Below are 14,637 nucleotides of genomic sequence, written 5' to 3' on the forward strand. Positions count from 1 at the left end.
CTTAGAGCTTTTGCCGAGTGTGCCCCCACGCTCACGGCTGTCAGTTCGCCCACCTTTACATCACACAGGAGAATTGTGGCTGTCAAAATCCGTCTGAAGCGCCTGGGCAAGATCCGCGCGCCCTACTACCGCATCGTCGTGGCCGACTCGCGCACCAAGCGCGACGGTCGTGTCATCGAAGAGATCGGTCTCTACCACCCGACCGAGGAGCCCTCGGTCATCCAGGTCGACTCCGAGCGTGCCCAGTACTGGCTCTCGGTCGGCGCCCAGCCCACCGAGCAGGTCGCCGCGCTGCTGAAGCTCACCGGCGACTGGGGCAAGTTCAAGGGCGACAAGGACGCCGTGTCGACCGTTCGCGTCAAGGGCGAGAAGGAAGCCTTCGTCGCCGACGAGAAGAAGAAGCCGGTGCTGAAGCCCAAGGCCGAGCCGAAGGCCGCTCCGGTCGAGGAAGCCGCTGTCGAGGCCGAGGCTGCTGCCGACGCCGAGGCTGCCGAGGCGACCGACTCCGAGACGGCTGAGATCGCCGACGCAGCGGACAAGGCCTGACCTTGCTCGCTCCGGCTCTCGAGCATCTCGTCAAGGGGATTGTCGACAATCCCGACGAGGTTCGTGTCATCACGAAGAGCTCCCCGCGCGGCGAGGTCCTCGAGGTGCGTGTGCACCCCGATGACCTCGGCCGCGTGATCGGGCGCTCCGGTCGCACCGCCAAGGCGCTGCGCACCCTCGTCACCGCGCTCGCCGATGGCAAGCGCGTGCGTGTAGACGTGGTGGACACCGATTACTGAGAACAACAAGACCCAACTCCGGGTGGGTCGGCTGCTGAAGGCCCACGGCCTGAAGGGCGCGATCAAACTGGAGCTGTTCACCGACGACCCGGAACGACGTTTCGTTCCGGGCGCGGTGTTCACCCTGCAGGTGCCGACCTCGTCGCCCTGGCACGGCAAATCGCTCGAACTGACCGAGCTGCGCTGGTACAACGGCCATCCGGTGGGCTTCTTCAAGGGCATTCCCGACCGCAGTGCGGCCGAGGGGCTGGTCAAGGCGATCCTCTGGATCGACCTCGACGAGGCGGCCGAGGAGCCCGAGGACGACGCCTGGTACGACCACCAGCTGATCGGCCTCCGCGTCGTGCGTGACGGCCAGCCGGTCGGCACCGTGCGCCTCGTCGAGCACATGCCGGCGCAGGATCTGCTGATCGTGAAGACCGCGGCGGGCGATGTGATGGTGCCGTTCGTCAAGGCGATCGTGCCCTCGGTCGACCTCGAGACGGGCATCGTCACGGTCACGCCGCCGGCCGGCCTCTTCGAGGACCTCCCCGACGAGCCCGAGGCCGCCCCCGCGCCGCCTCCCGCCGAATAACTACGCAAATGAAGAGGACCGACCGCGTATAGCGGGTCGGTCCTCTTCATTTTGGTAGTAACTCATCATCATGATGGTGAGCATGGCTCATCTGCTCGAGATTCTGGCTGCTGCAGGCGGCGTCGCGTCGAACGACTACCTCACCCAGCGCGGCGTCTCGGCGCCCGCCCTCAACAACGCCGTGGCGCGTGGGTCGCTGCTGCGACTCCGCCGCGGCTGGGTGAGCCTCCCCGAAGCGCCGTCCGTCGTGGTGCGTGCGGTGCGCGTGGGAGGCAGACTCTCGTGTCTGACCGTGCTGAAACGCCACGACATATGGTGCGCGACCGACAATCGTCTCCACATCCGCGTACCCGCCGACGCCCAGAACCTCTCCTCTCCCCACGATCGCCGGGTGCCCCTCGGCCGCCCCGATCGTTTCGGCATCGCGCTGCACCGCTCCCATCGTGCTCAGTTCCTTGACGAGCCGGAGGGTCCGGTCGACTCCTTCGCGTGGGCGCTCCTGCACTCGATCACCTGCCAGAGCAAGATCGACGCGATCGTCACTCTCGACTCCGCGCTGAAGCAAGCGCGCATGACCGCAACGGAACTCGAGTTCCTCTGCGCAGACCTGCCGGAGAAGTTTCGCGCCTACCTCGCCCTCACCGACCCGAACGCCGCCTCCGGCCTCGAGACCAAGGCGCGCCTCGGCCTCCGCCGCTACAACATCGCGTCGCGCAGCCAGGTGACGATCCGGGGCGTCGGGAACGTCGACCTCCTCGTCGGCGACCGACTCGTCGTCGAGACGGATGGCCGCGAATGGCACACCAAGCCCGCCGCCTACCTCGAAGACCGCCGCCGCGACCTCGCGCTCACCGAACTCGGTTACCTCGTGCTGCGCCTCAGCTACGCGCAGGTGATGGACGAGTGGGAGCGGGTGGTCGCCGTGATCCGCGCGATCGTCGCCCGAGACGAACACCGGTGGTCGCCGCGTCAGCTCCGAGCAGGTCTGGGCGCCGGCACCGAACTGCTCTGACCCCGCGGTTAGGCTGTGGGGATGCGCATCGACGTCGTCACGATCTTCCCCGAGTTCTTCGACGTGCTCGACATCTCGCTGCTCGGCAAGGCCCGTCAGAGCGGACTCCTCGACGTCTCGGCGCACAACCTCCGCGAGTACACGCACGACCGTCACCGCACGGTCGACGACACACCCTACGGCGGCGGAGCCGGCATGGTCATGAAGCCTGAGCCCTGGGGCGAGGCGCTCGACGACCTGCTCGGCGACGCGAGCCCTCACGCCTCGGGTGACTCCGACGCATCCGCTCCGCTCGTCATCTTCCCCTCGCCCGCCGGCGAAGTGTTCACCCAGAAAATGGCCCGCGAGCTGGCCCATCGCGATCACCTGATCTTCGGATGCGGCCGGTACGAGGGCATCGACCAGCGCGTCTTCGATCACGCCGCCACGCGCGCAGAGGTGCGGCTCGTGAGTATCGGAGACTACGTGCTGAACGGGGGAGAGGTCGCGGTGATGGCGATGATCGAGGCGATCGGGCGCCTCATCCCTGGCGTCGTGGGCAACCCCGAGAGCCTCGTCGAGGAGTCGCACGAAGACGGATTGCTCGAGTATCCGAGCTACACCAAGCCCGCCGAGTGGCGCGGGCTCGAAGTGCCGCCCGTTCTGCTGAGCGGCAACCACAAGGCGATCGACGCGTGGCGCCGCGAGCAGCAGCTCGAGCGCACCCGTCGGGTGCGGCCCGATCTGCTGCCGGTCGAGCCCTCCGAGGAGTAGGCGCTACGACCGCGCCGTGAGCACGAGCGGCCCGTCTTCGGTGATGGCCACGGTGTGCTCCATGTGGGCGCCGTTCGAGCCGTCGGAGGACCGCAGCGTCCAGCCGTCCTTGTCGGTGTAGATCTTGTCGGTCGTCTCGAGGAACCACGGCTCGATCGCGATCACCAGTCCCGCGCGCAAGGGCAGCCCTCGCCCGGCGCGACCGTTGTTCGGCACGTGCGGGTCGCCGTGCATGGTCCGGCCGACGCCGTGGCCGCCGAAGTCGGTGTTGATGCCGTAGCCCGCCGCCGTGGCGACGGCACCGATCGCGGCCGAGATGTCGCCGAGACGTCCGCCCGGCTGAGCGGCGGCGATTCCGGCCGCGAGCGCCTCGGTGGTCACCTCGATGAGCCGGGTGTCCTCGGCCGAGCGCGGCGAGCCGACGATCACGGTGAGCGCGGAGTCGGAGACCCAGCCGTCGACGGATGCCGCGAAGTCGAGACTCAGCACGTCGCCGTCGCGCAGGGCGTAGTCGTACGGAAGCCCGTGCAGCACGGCGTCGTTGACGCTCGTGCAGAGCACCTTGCCGAAGGGCGAGGCGCCGAAGGAGGGGTGGTAGTCGATGTAGCACGACTCGGCTCCGCGTGAGCGGATCATCTCGTGCGCGATCCGGTCGAGCGTCAGGAGGTTCACGCCGACGGCGACCCGCGACGCCAGCTCCGTCAGCACCTCGGCGACGAAGGCGCCCGCCGGGCGCATCTGCTCGATCTCGGCCGGTGTCTTGAGCTCGATCATCGGTGTTCCTCTCCCCGGGCATTCCATGGCGCCCATGAAGACCCTACCGATCGGAGTCTCAGCGAACATCCGGAGTAGCTGCATACTCTGGAGTGGTGATCATCCGTCGGGCCTTCTTCTACTGGCAATTCCCTGCCGCGGTGATCCTCCCGGCCTGGATCCTCGTGGGCTGGGGCGTGTTCGCGGCAACCGGCTGGCAGATCATCGGGCTGATCGTCGGCGTCATGATGCTCACGGTCGCCATGCTGGCCACCGCGGGTCTCATCTTCGCCCGCAAAGACGTCCGCGCCGAGCGTGCGGTCTCGTGGCTCGACGTGGGCCTGCTGACGATCCTGCAGGGTCTGATCGTCGCCATCGGGTTCTTCACACCGGCCACCGCGCTCCTCAGCACGCTCTCGGTCGTCGCGGTGATCGCCCTCTTCTGGTCGGGCATCATCCAGCTCGTCGTCGAGACGCGCCGCCGGGTGCGCGCCACCCTGGCGGCCTTCGAGGCCCAGGCGCAGCAGGCCACGCGCCTGCAGAGCCCGCCGCGGAAGCCGCGCATGGACGGCGAGTACATCGTGATCGAGACCAGCGACCGCACGGTCCCACCGCGCATCTGAGCGCTTCGCCGTCGATCCGGGGCGCTTTGCACGGCGGCCGCGATCTATGGCACAATTGACCCTTGTGCCACGGCCCGGCTCTGCCACAGGGGAGCCAGCAATCATCCGGCACATCATCTACTGACTTCGAAGCCGTGCTCGACCTGTGAGCGGGCACAGATTGCGAACACACCATGCACATCCTCGATTCCGTCGATGCGGCCTCGCTCCGCACCGACATCCCCGACTTCCGTGCCGGCGACACCGTCAAGGTGCACGTGAACATCATCGAAGGTACGCGCTCGCGTATCCAGATCTTCCAGGGCGTTGTGATCGCCCGTAAGAACGAGGGCGTGCGCGAGAGCTTCACCGTGCGCAAGGTCAGCTTCCAGGTCGGCGTCGAGCGTACCTTCCCGGTGCACTCGCCCGTCATCGACCACATCGAGGTCGTCACCCGCGGTGACGTCCGTCGCGCGAAGCTGTACTACCTCCGCAACCTCCGTGGCAAGAAGGCGAAGATCAAAGAGAAGCGCGACGCGTAGTCTCCGAATTCGCTGCACGCCTCACGGCTGACGTCGATTATCCTGAGCTCCCGACCACTACAGTGGTTCGGGAGCTCAGGCGGTTAAATGACAGAAACATCCCTGCCCTCGCGGGCAGAAGAAGCGGACGACCAGCGTCCGAGGCGATCCCGGAGCGCGTGGCTCTTCCTCCGCGATCTGCTCATCATCTTCTTGATCGCCTTGCTCGCATCGGTCCTCATCAAGACGTTCCTGGTGCGCTCCTTCTACATCCCCTCCGGGTCGATGGAGAACACCCTGCAGATCGACGACCGCATCCTCGTGAATCAGCTCGAACCGAACGTGATGCCGCTCTCGCGCGGTGACGTCGTGGTGTTCAAAGATCCGGGTGGCTGGCTGCCGCCGACCGCCGAGCCGCAGAAGAACCCGCTCGCCGCGGCGATCGACTGGGTGCTGGAGGGCGTCGGCCTCGCCGCCGACGACGCGAACGACCATCTGATCAAGCGCGTGATAGGCCTGCCGGGCGACCACGTGGTCTGCTGCAACGCGCTGGGGCAGATGTCGGTGAACGGCGTCCCGCTCGACGAGACGGCCTATCTGAAGCTTCCCGACGGGGTCTCCGCCGTCTCGCAAGAGCCCTTCGACATCACGGTGCCGGAGAACTCGCTCTGGGTGATGGGCGACAACCGCTACAACTCCGCCGACTCCCGGTTCAACCAGGACAAGCCGGGCAACGGCTTCGTGCCCGAAGGAAACGTGGTGGGACGCGCCATCCTCGTCACCTGGCCTGCCGACCACTGGACCTGGCTCGACAACTACGGTGACGTCTTCAGCGGCATCCCGGATGGGGCACCCGCCGAGGTGGGGGCTCCGAAGCCCACGAGCGCCGGGGCGGGGCCTGACGAATGACCCCGGTCGCCGACCCCACCCTGAAGTTCGAGCGCGAGATCGTCGGGCTCGGACGGCGGCGCCGGGCAGCGGCGCCCGTCGTGCCCGCTGACGGGGGCCTGCCGATCGACGTCCCGGTCGATGTGTCCGTCCCGCCGCCCGAGCCGCCGCACAGTGGTCTGGTGATCGGATGCGACGAGGTCGGCCGGGGTGCGCTCGCCGGGCCGGTCGCGGTCGGGCTGTGCGTGATCGACGTGCGCGCCACGAAGTCGGTGCCGAAGGGGTTGCGCGATTCGAAGATGCTCGCCGAGCCGCGCCGTGAAGAACTCGCACCCATCGCCCGGTCCTGGAGCCTGGCGCATGCCGTGGGGTACGCCTCGGCGCTCGAGATCGATCGGATCGGCATCAGCGCCTGCCTGGGGCTCGCGGGCGCGAGGGCGCTCGACGAGCTGGCTGCGGCCGGCGTCGACGTGTCGTCGGCCACGATCATCCTCGACGGCCAGTGGGATTGGCTGACTCCGGCGGTGTCGCGTCCGCTGACCATTCGCACGCGGATCAAGGCCGACCGTGACTGCGCCTCGGTCGCCGCCGCATCCGTCATCTCCAAGGTCGCCCGTGATCGGTTGATGATCGAGCACGACGGCGCCTTCCCGCACTACGGCTGGGTGCGCAACAAGGGGTACGCGAGCGAGGAGCATCGCGACGCGATCCTCTCGCACGGACCCTCGGAGCTGCATCGGCACACCTGGTTGAGCAAGATGATGTCCGCTCCGCTGGAGGAGCCCGCCGACGCGCTCGACGGTCTCGACGCCGCGGACGCCTGGAGCGCCTGAGGGCGACGGCCGACGATTCCGCGGCCTAGACTGGAACCACGATGGACGACGACGAATTCGAAGACTACGACCGAGAGGTCGAGTTGGCGCTCTACCGCGAGTATCGCGACGTGGTCTCGCAGTTCAAATACGTGATCGAGACCGAGCGCCGGTTCTACCTCGCCAACGAGGTCGAACTCGCCCGCCGCGACACCGAGCACGACTTCTACTTCGAGCTCACCATGAACGACGTGTGGGTGTGGGACGTGTACCGTTCCGACCGCTTCGTGAAGTCGGTGCGCGTGCTCACCTTCAAAGACGTGAACGTCGAGGAGCTCTCGAGCAAGGACTTCGAGCTTCCGAAGGAACTCGCGCTCGACGAGTAACGCTCGTCCACTCCTGCACATCTGCGGGTGAAGCTCCCAACCGTCCCCAGATTCGGTCGACCCACTCCGCGCCTTTCGCCCTCCCGGCAGCCTTGTCGTGGAGGTAGCAATGAAAGCGAAAGACGATCTGGGTCGGCGCGGCGAGGAGTTCGCGGCGGAGTGGCTCGCGAAGTCGGGGTTACGGGTGGTGGCGCGCAACTGGCGCTGCCCGGTGGGCGAGATCGACATCGTGGCACACGACGGGGCGGTGCTCGCGATCGTGGAGGTCAAGACCCGAACCTCGGATGCGTTCGGGCATCCCTTCGAGGCCATCACCCCTGCCAAGCTCAAACGGTTGCATCTGCTCGCGGCGGCATGGGTCGCTGATCATCCTGGGGTGCGACATCCCGATGTGCGGGTCGACGTGGTGGGAATCCTGTGGCCCGAGTTCGGCGAGCCGAGCATCCACCACCTCAAAGGCGTGTGCTGATGGTTGCGCGCACACTCTCGGTCGCCTTGCTCGGCATGACGGGAGCCGTGGTCGAGGTCGAGGCGCACATCGCCAACCAGATCCCGGGCTTCCAGATCATCGGGCTCCCGGATGCGGCACTCTCCGACGCCAAAGACCGGGTGCGGGCCGCGGCGGCGAACGACGGGTGCCCGCTGCCGGCCAAGAAGATCGTGGTGAACCTCTCGCCGGCCTCGCTGCCGAAGCAGGGGTCCACCTACGACCTGGCCATCGCGGTCGCCGTCCTGGCCGCCGAAGGGGCCGTCGAGGTCGACGCGATCGCGTCGGTGGTGCATCTCGGAGAGCTGAGTCTCGACGGGCGGGTGCGGCCGATGCAGGGGCTGCTGCCCGCCATCGTCGCCGCCCGCGCTGCCGGTTTCCGGCGTTTCGTGGTGCCCCAGGGCAACGAAGACGAGGCGCTGCTGGTGCCCGATGTCGAGATCGTCACGGTGGCGTCGTTGCGCGACGCCCTGATCCGTCACGGCGCCGACCTCGAGCCGAATCCGGTGGAGCCCATCCGGCCCGTGGCCGGGCCGCGGTCCGCGGAATCGGTCGGCGACCTGGCCGACGTCGTGGGCAACCCCGACGCGGTCGAGGCGCTGGTGGTCGCGGCGGCAGGGGGCCATCACCTGATGATGCTCGGGCCGCCGGGTGCCGGCAAGACGATGTTGGCCGAACGGCTGCCCGGCCTGCTGCCCGATCTCGACGCCGAGCAGGCGCTGGTGGTCACCTCTCTGTCGTCGCTCGCGGGTCGGCCGGTGAACGGTCTGCTCACGAGGCCGCCGCTCGAGAGTCCGCATCACACCTCGTCGGCCGCCGCCCTGGTCGGGGGAGGGTCGAAGGTCATCCGGCCCGGTGCGGCCGCTCGGGCCGCGCACGGCATCCTCTTCCTCGACGAGGCCCCCGAGTTCCCAACCGCGGTCCTCGACGCGCTACGGCAGCCCCTCGAATCCGGCACCATCACCATCCACCGCGCGGCCGCCGTCGCGCACTTCCCGGGGAGGTTCCAGCTCGTGCTCGCTGCCAACCCGTGCCCCTGCGGGCAGTTCGGCACCTCCGACATCCCGTGCACCTGCACGCCCATGATGCGCCGACGCTATCTGTCGCGGATGTCGGGTCCGCTCCTCGATCGGGTCGACCTCCAGCTGCGGGTGAACCGCGTCACCGCTTCGGCGGTGCGGTTGATGAGCGACGAAGGGTCGCGTGTGTCCACGCAGGCCGCCCGGGCACGGGTGGAGAAGGCTCGAGCGGTGGCGCGGGAGCGCCTCGCCGGCACCCCGTGGAAGACGAACGCCGAGGTGCCCGGCTCCTGGTTCCGCTCCGGTGCGCGCCGCCTTCCGCTCGGCGCCACGTCCGCCATCGACCGCGCGCTCGAGCGCGGCACCCTGACGATGCGCGGCTACGATCGCGTGCTCCGGGTCGCGTGGACCATCGCCGATCTCGAAGAGGCTCCCGCCCCCACCAGCGACCACGTCGGCTGGGCGCTCTTCCTGCGGAAGTCGGTGGCGCTGTGAGGGTGCATCAGCTGGAGCGGTCGCTCGTGCGGTCGCTCGTCGAGGCGGTGAACGGAGGTGCTCTGGAGCTCGACGACGACGCCGTCGCCCGCATCTTCGCCACCGCCACGTGGTCGGTGCTCGTCGAGCCGGGAGACGGTGTGGCCGGGATGCTCCTCGAGTCGATCGGTGCCGACCGGGCGTTGTCGATGCTGATCGAAGGGCGTGCGCCTCAGGACTGGCTCGCCGCCGCCGGAGAAGCGGGAGCACCGGTCGAACTCGGCGTCGCCGATCTGGCCTCGGCTTGCGAGCGGTGGCGCCCGAGGCTCTCGTCGAGGCTCGTGGTCGAGGCGCTGCGGGCGGCGATCCCATGTCGAGCACGATTCGTCACGCCGGGCGACCCGATGTGGCCGAGCGCCCTCGACGTCTTGGGTGGGCACGCTCCAATCGGGCTCTGGGTGCGCGGCGACGCCGGCGCGCTGGGTCACCCCGGAGGTGCGATCGCCATCGTCGGTTCCCGTGACGCCACGAACTACGGGGAGCACGTCGCCATGGATCTGGCCTCGGGCCTCAGCGACCGCGGCTTCGCGGTGGTCTCCGGAGCGGCCTACGGCATCGATGGCATGGCACACCGCGCCTGCCTTGCGAGTCGGGGCACGACGATCGCGTTCCTGGCCGGCGGTGTCGATCGGTTGTACCCGGCGGCGCACCACGACCTCCTGCTCCGCATCGCGGCGTCCGGGGCCGTCGTGTCGGAACTCCCTTGCGGATCCTCTCCCACCAAGTGGCGCTTCCTCCAGCGCAACAGGTTGATCGCCGCCGCGAGTCAGGCGACGGTGGTGGTGGAGGCGGGCCGGCGCTCCGGGTCGCTCAACACGGCCGGCCACGCGGCAGCACTGGGGCGGCCCCTCGGCGCCGTGCCGGGTCCTGTGACGAGCGTCACCTCGGCGGGATGCCACCGTCTGCTGCGCGAATACGACGCCGTCTGCGTGACCTCGGCGGCCGACGTGGTCGAGATGGTGCTCGGGTCGCCGGATGCCCGGCCGGCCGCAGGCGCCGCTCACCCCGGCCCGTCCGCGTCATCATCATCGACATCGTCCGAGCCTGGCCGCCCGTCTGCTGCGAAGGCGGGCGGGCGAGCCACGGAATCGCGCGCCTCGGGCGGCCCTGACGCAGTGCGGGTGCTGGACGCGTTGAGTGCCCGGTCGCCTCGCGGCGTCCCCGACCTGGCTCGGCGAACCGGGATGGCGCCCCGGGCGGTCGCGGTCACGCTCGGGGTGCTTGCTCTCGAGGGCGGCGCCTACGAGAACGAGAACGGTTGGTTACGGTTGTGAACGCACGACGGGTCCGCCGACGGAGATCTGCGAGACTGGAAACCATGGCGCAATACGGCGAGCCCCTGCACACGATCGTCCACATCAGTGACACACACTTCCTGGCGGAAGAACAGCCGCTCTACGGCAAGGTCGACACGGATGCCACGCTGACGCAGGCGTTGCTCCAGCTGGAAGGGTCGGGAATCCGGCCCGAGGCACTGGTGTTCACGGGCGACATCGCCGATCTGGGCGAAGACGACGCGTACCGTCGCATCCGCGGAATCGTGGAGCCGGCCGCCGAGCGGCTCGGGTCGCGGGTGCTCTGGGTGATGGGCAACCACGATGATCGGGCCCGGATGCGCGTCGAACTGCTCGACGAGGAGCCGCTGACCGAACCGGTGGTGACGAGCATCCGTCTCGGCGGTCTCCGCCTGATCGCGCTCGACACGAGCGTTCCCGGCTACCACCACGGCGAGCTGTCGGCCGAGCAGCTCGAGTGGCTGCGCGCCGAGCTCGCGACCCCGGCACCGGAAGGCACGATCGTCGCGCTGCACCATCCGCCCATCCCCACGACCATCCCGCTCATGCCGATCCTCGAGCTGCAGCGGCAAGACGAGTTGGCCGAGGCCATCCGCGGCACCGACGTGCGCGCCGTGCTCGGCGGGCACCTGCATTACTCGACCCACAGCCTCTTCGCCGGTGTGCCCGTGTCGGTCGCCGCGGCCACCTGCTACACCATGGATGTCGCGGCCCCCCGTGGGCGACTCACGGGACTGGGTGGCGGCCAGTCGTTCTCGATCGTGCACGTCTACGACGATCGGATCGTGCACTCGACGGTGCCGATCGGCGACTTTCCCGTGGTGTCCGGATTCGACAACGCCTTCGTGGAGCGTGTCATGGCCCTCCCAGCCGACGAGAGGCTCGAAGCCTTCTCGCGTCAGCGGAAAGCCTGACGCCGGAACACGCGTCGGCGGCTCAGAGGAATCCCGCGCCCGCGAGGGATGCTTGAGGGGTGGAGATCCCGGAGGCGCGTGCCGAGTACGAGCGGTACCTGCTCCTCGAGCGCGGCTACTCCGCGCACACCGTGCGATCGTACGGGTCGGATCTCGCCGATCTCGAGACCTTCGCCCGATCGCGGGGCATCGTCGAGGTGGCCGATCTCGATCTACCGTTCTACCGGGACTGGCTGTGGGCGGCGTCCCAACGTGAACTCGCCAAATCCACCCTCGCGCGGCGAGCCGCCACGGCCAAGACCTTCTCGGCATGGTTACGGCGGACGGGGCGGATCGAGATCGACGCGGCCATCCGTCTCCGGGCACCGAAGCCCGATCGCACGCTTCCGCGGGTGCTCTCCGGCGACTCGATGAACGGGGTGCTCGAGGTGCTCCACACGGCGGCCGCTGACGGGGATCCGGTGGCGATACGCGACCTCGCGGTGGTCGAGCTGCTGTACGCATCGGCGTTGCGCGTCTCCGAAGTGGTCGGCATCGACATCGACGACCTCGATCTCGACCGGCGCACGGTGCGCGTCGTCGGCAAGGGCTCGAAGGAGCGCATCGTGCCTTTCGGCGTGCCCGCCTATCACGCGCTCACCGACTATCTCAGCCGCTCACGACGCAGCCTCCTCGAACGCCGCTCGGCGACCGCCGCCAGCCGGCCCAGCGCTGCGCTGTTCCTGGGCGTCCGGGGCGGGCGGCTCGGCACCCGGTCGGTGTACGAACTGGTGTCCGGTCTGCTCGAGGCCGTGCCAGGCGGCGGGCCGGCCGGCCCGCACGCGCTCCGGCACACCGCGGCGACGCACCTGCTCGACGGGGGCGCCGACCTCCGCGCCGTTCAGGAGATGCTCGGCCACGCCAGCCTCGGCACCACCCAGATCTACACCCACGTCACCGTCGAGCGCCTGCGCGCCTCCTACCAGGCCGCCCACCCCCGCGCCTGACCCACCCCCGCCCCCGCCCCGCAACCGCGGCACGCCCGACCGGCCGGCCGCCGAGCCTGACGCACCCATGCGCCCGACCCGCGGCTCGGCTTATGGGGCCCCGGCGGCTGAACGGCGGGGGAGGAGGACCGCCCGCGGGATGTCACCGATCAGGCCACGTGGATTCACGTAGTCGCCGTGCAGGCGTACGCCGAAGTGCAGGCACATCGCCGCGCAGTGACCGCCCGAGCCGACCGTGCCGATCACCTGGCCGCGTTGCACGACGTCGCCGACGCCGATCGTCGCGACCACCGGCTCGAGACTCGAGCGGTAGTCGCCCGGATGATCGATCGAGACCACCGGCCGGCCCGCGACCGCGCCGGCGAACGCCACCACGCCGTCACGGGGTGCGAGCACGGGAGTGCCCGGCGCGGTCGCGAGGTCGGTTCCCCGATGTCCAGCGCCGTATTTGGTGGCCGGCGCCACGAACTCCGCCGTCACCACCACCGGTGCACCCACCGGCCACCGCCACGAGGGACCCTCGGGGTCACCGTCCGCGCGCCAAGCCGACCCAGTCGCCATGCTCCGTGCACCCGCCACCGCCGGCTCGCCGCGCGCCACCGCCGTCCCGCTCACTACCAGCGTGAGCAGCAGCGCCACCCCGCCTCGGACCGATCTCATCGCACCGCGTCTCATCCCGACACGATCGCCGATTTTGCGCCGCAAGAGTGTCCGAGGGATACGTCGGTGGAGGAACCGTGCCAATATCGGATGTGTGGGGGAGTGGACGAGACAGCCTGCACCCCGATCCGATCGGCACGAAGGAGTCCGTCATGAGTTCGAATGAGCCTGCCACTCGCGGAGCGGTCGACGACCACGCCAGTGCACGGCGACTCCGCCGTAAAGTCATCGCCCTCTCCATCGCCGCGGCGCTCGGTGGATTCCTCTTCGGGTTCGACTCCTCCGTCATCAACGGCGCGGTGAAGGCGATCGAAGAGGACTTCAACCTCGGCGACCTGCCGCTGCTCAGCGGCTTCACCGTCGCCTCCGCCCTGCTGGGCTGCGCGATCGGTGCCTATTTCGCCGGACGTCTCGCCGACCGGATCGGCCGCATCCCGGTGATGCTCATCGGCGCCGGCCTCTTCCTCGTCAGCTCGATCGGCTCGGGCTTCGCCTTCGCCGTCTGGGACCTCATCATCTGGCGCGTCATCGGCGGTCTCGGCATCGGCATCGCCTCGGTCATCGCCCCGGCCTACATCGCCGAGATCGCACCGAAGGCCGTGCGCGGCGCACTCGCCAGCCTGCAGCAGCTCGCCATCACCCTCGGTATCTTCGCGGCCCTGCTCTCCGACACCCTGCTGCAAGGTGCTGCGGGCGGCGCGAACGAGCCGCTCTGGTTCGGCGCGGATGCCTGGCGGTGGATGTTCGTGGCCTGCGCCGTGCCCGCCATCGTCTACGGCCTCCTGGCCTGGCGGTTGCCCGAGTCTCCCCGCTACCTCGCCGGCAAGGACCGACAGGATGACGCGCGCGATGTGCTCGCCAGCGTGATGCCGACGAGCGAGGTCGACGACGCGCTCGCCGAGATCGAGCAGTCGCTCAAGGAAGACCGCGAGAACGCCCGCACCGCGAGCCTGCGCGGCAAGATGTTCGGATTGCTCCCGGTGGTCTGGGTGGGCATCCTGCTGTCGATGTTCCAGCAGCTGGTCGGCATCAACGTCATCTTCTACTACTCCACCAGCCTCTGGAGCTCGGTCGGCTTCGACACCACCAACGCCTCCACGAGCTTCACGATCTCGGTGGTCACGAGCATCATCAACGTGGCCGTGACCTTCGTCGCCATCTTCTTCGTCGACAAGATCGGCCGGCGCCCGTTGCTGCTCACCGGTTCCGCCGGCATGGTCGTGTCCCTCGGCCTCATGGCCGTGGCGTTCTCGCAATCCGTCCTGGTCGACGGTGCTCCGCAACTGCCCGGAGCCTGGGGCCCGCTCGCCCTGGTCGGTGCGAACCTGTTCGTCATCTTCTTCGGCGCCACCTGGGGTCCGATCGTCTGGGTGCTGCTCGGCGAGATCTTCCCGAACCGCATCCGCGGCAAGGCACTCGGCATCGCGGCCGCGGCCCAGTGGCTCACGAACTTCGCCATCACCGAGACCTTCCCGGCGCTGTCGAGCTTCTCGCTCGCCTTCACCTACGGGCTCTACACCTTCTTCGCCCTCGTGTCGTTCGTCTTCGTGTTCTTCGCGGTGCCCGAGACGAAGGGCCGCTCGCTCGAGAGCATGGACAGCCTGAAGGTCGTGCGCAAGCGCGACCGCATCGTGGCCCAGCAGTAGGCGCCCAGCA

18 protein-coding genes are annotated in these 14,637 nt (G+C 68.9%); 16 read left to right on the forward strand and 2 right to left on the reverse strand.

Going from position 1 to position 14,637, the window contains the following annotated elements; genetic code table 11:
* The first annotated feature begins 75 nt into the window (after positions 1-75).
* The 5 genes from rpsP (at position 76) to trmD (ending at position 3,124) form a co-directional block, all read left to right on the forward strand.
* Positions 76-546: a 30S ribosomal protein S16 gene (rpsP, locus tag ACFJGU_RS14215; protein WP_382304156.1), complete on the forward strand. Its 471-nt coding sequence runs from the start codon at positions 76-78 to the stop codon at positions 544-546.
* Positions 547-548: 2 nt separating this feature from the next.
* Positions 549-785: an RNA-binding protein gene (locus ACFJGU_RS14220; protein ID WP_092555221.1), complete on the forward strand. Its 237-nt coding sequence runs from the start codon at positions 549-551 to the stop codon at positions 783-785.
* Positions 778-1,359 carry a ribosome maturation factor RimM gene (rimM, locus tag ACFJGU_RS14225; RefSeq protein WP_382310373.1) on the forward strand — a complete coding sequence of 194 codons (582 nt, stop codon included), beginning with the start codon at positions 778-780 and terminating at the stop codon, positions 1,357-1,359. The genes ACFJGU_RS14220 and rimM overlap by 8 nt, the downstream gene beginning before the upstream one ends.
* Before the next feature lie 82 nt (positions 1,360-1,441).
* Positions 1,442-2,371: a DUF559 domain-containing protein gene (locus ACFJGU_RS14230; RefSeq protein WP_382304157.1), complete on the forward strand. Its 930-nt coding sequence runs from the start codon at positions 1,442-1,444 to the stop codon at positions 2,369-2,371.
* Positions 2,372-2,392: 21 nt separating this feature from the next.
* Entirely contained in the window at positions 2,393-3,124 is a 732-nt protein-coding gene (gene trmD / locus ACFJGU_RS14235) for a tRNA (guanosine(37)-N1)-methyltransferase TrmD (RefSeq protein WP_382304158.1), read from the forward strand.
* A 3-nt stretch (positions 3,125-3,127) separates the two neighbouring features.
* On the opposite strand, the gene map is transcribed toward trmD, so the two are convergent.
* Positions 3,128-3,898: a type I methionyl aminopeptidase gene (gene map, locus ACFJGU_RS14240; RefSeq protein ID WP_382304159.1), complete on the reverse strand. Its 771-nt coding sequence runs from the start codon at positions 3,896-3,898 to the stop codon at positions 3,128-3,130.
* A gap of 95 nt (positions 3,899-3,993) precedes the next feature.
* On the opposite strand from map, the gene ACFJGU_RS14245 reads away from it, so the two are divergent.
* The 10 genes from ACFJGU_RS14245 to ACFJGU_RS14290 all read left to right on the forward strand — a co-directional run bounded on the left by ACFJGU_RS14245 (position 3,994) and on the right by ACFJGU_RS14290 (position 12,321).
* On the forward strand, positions 3,994-4,500 hold the full coding sequence (locus tag ACFJGU_RS14245; RefSeq protein WP_382304160.1) for a hypothetical protein: 507 nt from the start codon (positions 3,994-3,996) through the stop codon (positions 4,498-4,500).
* A 173-nt stretch (positions 4,501-4,673) separates the two neighbouring features.
* Positions 4,674-5,021: a 50S ribosomal protein L19 gene (gene rplS, locus ACFJGU_RS14250; protein WP_092555233.1), complete on the forward strand. Its 348-nt coding sequence runs from the start codon at positions 4,674-4,676 to the stop codon at positions 5,019-5,021.
* 87 nt (positions 5,022-5,108) lie between these two features.
* Positions 5,109-5,909 (forward strand): signal peptidase I, encoded by an 801-nt coding sequence (lepB, locus tag ACFJGU_RS14255; RefSeq protein ID WP_382304161.1) that lies wholly within the window; start codon positions 5,109-5,111, stop codon positions 5,907-5,909.
* Complete coding sequence (locus ACFJGU_RS14260) at positions 5,906-6,721, forward strand: ribonuclease HII (RefSeq protein ID WP_382304162.1); 816 nt, start codon at positions 5,906-5,908, stop codon at positions 6,719-6,721. The genes lepB and ACFJGU_RS14260 overlap by 4 nt, the downstream gene beginning before the upstream one ends.
* 41 nt (positions 6,722-6,762) lie before the next feature.
* Positions 6,763-7,086 (forward strand): DUF2469 domain-containing protein, encoded by a 324-nt coding sequence (locus ACFJGU_RS14265; RefSeq protein WP_092555240.1) that lies wholly within the window; start codon positions 6,763-6,765, stop codon positions 7,084-7,086.
* Positions 7,087-7,195: 109 nt separating this feature from the next.
* Complete coding sequence (locus tag ACFJGU_RS14270; RefSeq protein WP_382304163.1) at positions 7,196-7,555, forward strand: YraN family protein; 360 nt, start codon at positions 7,196-7,198, stop codon at positions 7,553-7,555.
* Positions 7,552-9,087, forward strand: a complete 1,536-nt coding sequence (locus tag ACFJGU_RS14275) for a YifB family Mg chelatase-like AAA ATPase (RefSeq protein WP_382310375.1) — start codon at positions 7,552-7,554, stop codon at positions 9,085-9,087. Before ACFJGU_RS14270 ends, ACFJGU_RS14275 begins: the two co-directional genes overlap by 4 nt.
* 2 nt (positions 9,088-9,089) lie before the next feature.
* Positions 9,090-10,400, forward strand: a complete 1,311-nt coding sequence (dprA, locus tag ACFJGU_RS14280; protein ID WP_382304164.1) for a DNA-processing protein DprA — start codon at positions 9,090-9,092, stop codon at positions 10,398-10,400.
* Between the two features lie 44 nt (positions 10,401-10,444).
* Positions 10,445-11,335 (forward strand): phosphodiesterase, encoded by an 891-nt coding sequence (locus ACFJGU_RS14285; RefSeq protein WP_382304165.1) that lies wholly within the window; start codon positions 10,445-10,447, stop codon positions 11,333-11,335.
* Between the two features lie 59 nt (positions 11,336-11,394).
* Positions 11,395-12,321: a tyrosine recombinase XerC gene (locus tag ACFJGU_RS14290; protein WP_382304166.1), complete on the forward strand. Its 927-nt coding sequence runs from the start codon at positions 11,395-11,397 to the stop codon at positions 12,319-12,321.
* Between the two features lie 90 nt (positions 12,322-12,411).
* Here the strand turns inward: ACFJGU_RS14290 and ACFJGU_RS14295 are convergent, their stop codons facing one another.
* A complete protein-coding gene (locus ACFJGU_RS14295; protein ID WP_382304167.1) occupies positions 12,412-12,981 on the reverse strand; it encodes a murein hydrolase activator EnvC family protein in 570 nt (189 codons plus the stop codon).
* A gap of 152 nt (positions 12,982-13,133) precedes the next feature.
* Between ACFJGU_RS14295 and ACFJGU_RS14300 the strand changes: the two genes are divergently transcribed.
* Complete coding sequence (locus ACFJGU_RS14300) at positions 13,134-14,627, forward strand: sugar porter family MFS transporter (protein ID WP_382304168.1); 1,494 nt, start codon at positions 13,134-13,136, stop codon at positions 14,625-14,627.
* The last annotated feature ends 10 nt before the right edge of the window (positions 14,628-14,637 follow it).

This window comes from Herbiconiux sp. UC225_62, from assembly GCF_042694625.1.
In the GTDB taxonomy this organism is placed as follows: domain Bacteria; phylum Actinomycetota; class Actinomycetes; order Actinomycetales; family Microbacteriaceae; genus Herbiconiux.